Source organism: Barnesiella sp. CU968, assembly GCF_905219685.1.
Lineage (GTDB): Bacteria > Bacteroidota > Bacteroidia > Bacteroidales > Muribaculaceae > Lepagella > Lepagella muris_A.
Genome location: NZ_CAJMXD010000249.1, coordinates 1 through 4418, shown reverse-complemented (window position 1 = coordinate 4418; position 4418 = coordinate 1). Strand labels below are relative to the sequence as shown.

The 4418-nt window shown below is 44.4% G+C and carries 5 protein-coding genes; all 5 read left to right on the top strand.

Going from position 1 to position 4418, the window contains the following annotated elements; translation table 11 throughout:
* Positions 1-104: 104 nt before the first annotated feature.
* The 5 genes from JX312_RS09690 (at position 105) to JX312_RS09670 (ending at position 4244) form a co-directional block, all read left to right on the top strand.
* Entirely contained in the window at positions 105-440 is a 336-nt protein-coding gene (locus tag JX312_RS09690; protein ID WP_123404267.1) for a hypothetical protein, read from the top strand.
* Positions 441-528: 88 nt separating this feature from the next.
* Positions 529-1422, top strand: a complete 894-nt coding sequence (gene prmA, locus JX312_RS09685) for a 50S ribosomal protein L11 methyltransferase (protein WP_204457847.1) — start codon at positions 529-531, stop codon at positions 1420-1422.
* A 148-nt stretch (positions 1423-1570) separates the two neighbouring features.
* Positions 1571-2161, top strand: coding sequence for an RNA polymerase sigma factor (locus JX312_RS09680; RefSeq protein WP_123404271.1), 591 nt, complete (start codon positions 1571-1573; stop codon positions 2159-2161).
* Positions 2162-2250: 89 nt separating this feature from the next.
* Positions 2251-2403 carry a hypothetical protein gene (locus tag JX312_RS09675; RefSeq protein ID WP_172469602.1) on the top strand — a complete coding sequence of 51 codons (153 nt, stop codon included), beginning with the start codon at positions 2251-2253 and terminating at the stop codon, positions 2401-2403.
* A 137-nt stretch (positions 2404-2540) separates the two neighbouring features.
* Positions 2541-4244 (top strand): glutamine--tRNA ligase/YqeY domain fusion protein, encoded by a 1704-nt coding sequence (locus tag JX312_RS09670; RefSeq protein ID WP_128707402.1) that lies wholly within the window; start codon positions 2541-2543, stop codon positions 4242-4244.
* Positions 4245-4418 lie beyond the last annotated feature (174 nt).

The window sequence follows — 4418 nt, the reverse complement described above, 5'->3', positions numbered from 1 at the left end:
CTGTCTGTTGATATTGGTGTTGTCTCTGTTGCGGAATCCCCTGTTGTTGAATCCTATCGCGCGGTTTATCACAAGGTTGCTAATAAATAAAAACTGAAGAAGTCATGACAAACGAGATTGTACCTGTTAATGATCATAAGGAGGAGGCTCCGCATAATACCAAGGAATTCAAAGGTTATTCAATCGAGGAGCTCCGTTATCAGCGTGCACTTATTGCATTGCGTAAGGACTTCTGCAGATCCAAGATGGTTCATAATGCCGACAGGGTTCGCAAACGCGGTTTCTTCGGTCGTAACGGCACAACCTCTCGAGTTGCCCATGTCGGGGGACTTGCGACCAAGATCATTTCCGGACTCGGCTATCTCGACTATGTAATGATCGGTATGTCGGCATTCGGAACGGGAAGGAAGATTTTTAAATTCTTCCGTGGCAAAAAATAAAAGCCCTTTAATTTTGATATGATTCAAAGTCTTAATAAATTTGCGGTTCCGAAATGTTTCGGAACCGCAAATTTATTTGAATATAATAATGAATGACTATAATTCAGTAAGAGTCGATGCGACTCCTTGTTCGGAAGATATCACAGATCTTGCAGCTGCGTTTCTGGCGGATGCGGGGTTTGAAAGTTTTGAACCGGATCCGTATGGTCTGACTGCTTATGTCCGTGCCTCGGCAGGAGATCCCCGCAGTCTTGCGGAAGAAGCTCTCGATGACTTTCCAATATCAACGAGTTTTGCAATATCCACGCAGTTCATAAAAGGGGAGGACTGGAATGCCGAATGGGAGAAGAATTATTTCAAACCTATAGTTATCGGTGACCGGGTAGCGGTGCATTCCACATTTCATAAAGATGTGCCGGAGGCGGAATATGATATAGTGATAGACCCCAAGATGGCTTTCGGTACGGGGCATCATGACACCACATCGCAGATGATGCGGCTGATTCTTGAGCTGCCGATCAAAGACAAGAACGTCATAGATATGGGAGCAGGAACAGGAATATTGTCGATTCTTGCCAAGATGCGCGGTGCGAGCGTTGTGACAGGAATCGAAATAGATGAACCGGCATATCTTAACGCTGTTGAACATGCCTCGCTGAACAAGGTGGATATAAATCTTATACATGGCGACGCGGGTTCGCTTGCAGGTGTATGCCCGGCAGATTTCTTTTTCGCGAACATAAACCGCAACATAATTCTCGGAGATCTTGACCGTTATTCAGCTGCGTTAAAAGCCGGAGGAGAGATGCTGTTGAGCGGATTCTATGAGCAGGATGTCGAGATCATAGAGTCTGAATGTCTTAAATACGGCTTAATGGAAGTGTCGCGGCTCGTGTCAGAATCCGGATGGACGGCACTTCGCATGAAAAAAACAGGTATAGCGGATATTCGGCTTCTTTATTGTGCGATTAACAATATTTAATGTTAAAAACACGCAAATTGTTTGTTTTTGCACCAAATCCGTCTTATCTTTGTATCCATAAAGGTAGTGAGTAGTGAATGGAGTGTAGTGAACCCTATAAATCCTTATTGCCTATAGAAAATATTTACCAAACCAACCGACATCATAAATGGCAAACTTTTCAGGCATGACCGACGAACAGTTGGTAAAGGCTTATGCATCCGGATGCAATGAAGCATTCGATGTGCTTCTTAAGAGTCATCAGGATCGCATTTTCAATTATATTCTCAGGATAATAAAGAATGAGGATATAGCCAATGATATATTTCAGGAAACCTTTGTCAAGGCAATTCAGACAATAAGGCAAGGCAGATACACTGAAAACGGAAAATTTCCTGCGTGGATTTCGCGTATCGCGCACAATCTTATCATAGATTATTACAGGCAGGAGAAATCGGAGAATCTGCAGAGCGCGGATCTTGATGACGTTGATGTTCTCAACAGGAAAGAGCTGTGTGAGGAAACCATCGAGGATGTCATCATATCCGAACAGATCCGGGAAGATGTAAAATATCTTATAGAGGAGCTGCCATCTCTTCAGCGGGAGGTGCTTGTCATGAGGTATTACCAAGGATTAAGTTTCAAAGAAATAGCCGAAACTACCGGTGTCAGTATCAACACAGCATTAGGCAGGATGCGCTATGCAATACTGAATCTCCGCAGAATCGCAGCCGAGAAGGATATAATTCTGACTCTTTAGCCAGAATAAGGCGTAAATTTGAGGAAATCCGATAATAAATGAGGAGTCAGGAGCGTTATATAGGTGAGTTTGTTTAAAATTATTTGCCTATGACGCACGATTCCCACTTTACTGCAGATGTGGACCGCAATGTCAATGTGGTTCCGACTCCGAGGAAGTCGACACTCTGTTTTCTACGTCAGTTCGCAAGAACGTATGCCACCTTGTCAGGCACGGCATTCTCAACAATGAGTGTCAACTGAAACTTCCGCAGGTATCACGGGTTCCGAATTCTTATCGGAACCCGATTTTTTTTATTACAAAAGCTGTTTGCATATGTCAGTTATAAAAGTTTTTTTATAATTTTGTATTTTGGAAAATTGACTATCAGAATAGCATTATGAAAGAAATCATAAAGGAAGAGGAAGCCGTAGCAGAGGGCGGTCTCAATTTTATAGAGCAGGAAATCAAGGCAGACCTTGAGGCGGGCAAGAATGGAGGACGACTCAATACTCGTTTCCCTCCGGAGCCCAACGGCTATCTGCATATCGGACATGCCAAGGCATTTATCATGGATTTCGGTTCTGCCGAGAAATTCGGGGGTACCTGCAATCTTCGTTTTGATGACACGAATCCGCAGAAAGAGGATACGGAATATGTTGAGGCAATCAAAGAAGACATACACTGGCTGGGTTACGACTGGGAGGACCGTCTTTATTATGCCAGTGATTATTTCCCTCAGCTTTATGATCTCGCCGTGCGCCTTATCAAGGAGGGGAAGGCATATGTGGACGAGCAGACCAGCGAGCAGATCGCAGCTCAAAAAGGCACTCCGACAACGCCCGGTACAAACAGCCCTTATCGTGACCGCCCGGTAGAGGAAAATCTGTCGTTGTTTGAAAAAATGAATGCGGGAGAATTCGATGAAGGGGCAATGGTGCTTCGCGCAAAAATTGACATGGCAAGCGACAACATGCATTTCCGCGATCCGATCATGTATCGTATCATCAAGACTCCGCACTGGCGAACAGGCGACAAGTGGAAGGTATATCCCATGTATGATTTCGCTCATGGACAGAGTGATTATTTCGAAGGGGTGACTCATTCGATATGTACACTTGAGTTTGTGCCTCACCGTCCGCTTTATGAATATTTTGTCAAGGAACTCGCCGATGATTCATATTGTCCGCGTCAGATTGAGTTCAACCGACTGAACCTGACTTATACTGTTATGAGCAAGCGCAAACTCCTTCAATTGGTAAAAGAAGGTCTTGTGAGCGGTTGGGACGATCCTCGCATGCCGACACTCCGAGGGTTGCGCCGCAGAGGTTACACACCTTCTTCAATAAAGGATTTTGTAAAGAGAATCGGTTATACCAAATATGAGGCTCTGAATCATATAGAGCTTCTCGAACACTCAGTAAGAGAAGATCTGAATAAGACAGCCACGCGTGTAAGTGTGATTCAAAATCCTGTGAAGCTCGTTCTTACGAATTATCCGGAAGACAAGACGGAGTATATGGCAATGGACAACAATCCGGAGAATCCCGCTGAAGGCACTCATGAAATGCCATTCAGCCGCGAGTTGTGGATAGAACGTGAAGATTTTATGGAGAATCCTCCGAAGAAATTCTTCCGCCTGTCGCCTGATAAGGAAGTGAGACTCAAAGGGGCGTATATAATCAAATGCACCGGAATTAAGAAGAACGATGAAGGCGAGATAGAAGAGATATATGCCACATATGATCCAGACACCCGCAGCGGACTTCCCGGCAGCGACCGCAAGGTGAAAGGCACCTTGCATTGGGTATCGGTGCCGACTGCCACTACTGCGGAAATCCGGGATTATGACAGACTATTCACAGTCGAGAATCCGAGTGCTGAAGAAGGAGACTTCCGGGATCTCCTTAATCCGGACTCTCTGAAGATAAGGAGTAATGCCAAGATTGAGCCCTGGCTTGCGGAAAGGATCAAGGCTGGCGACAATTATCAGTTCCAGCGTCTCGGATATTACGTTGTAGACAAAGATTCCACCCCTGGTCATCCCGTCTTTAACAAGACAATCGGGCTGAAAGATTCCTGGGCTAAGGAAATGAAGAAATAATAATATCGATATTGGAAAAAAGCGGCAATCGTGTATCTACATGATTGCCGCTTTCTGTTACATTATGTTCGTTTTTTAATTATTTTAATAGTATTTAACAATAGTTCGTTAAAAAATATTCATAGGCTAAGCGGCATCTACCGTCAAGCCAAAGAGTTCTTTGACAAGTTTAGC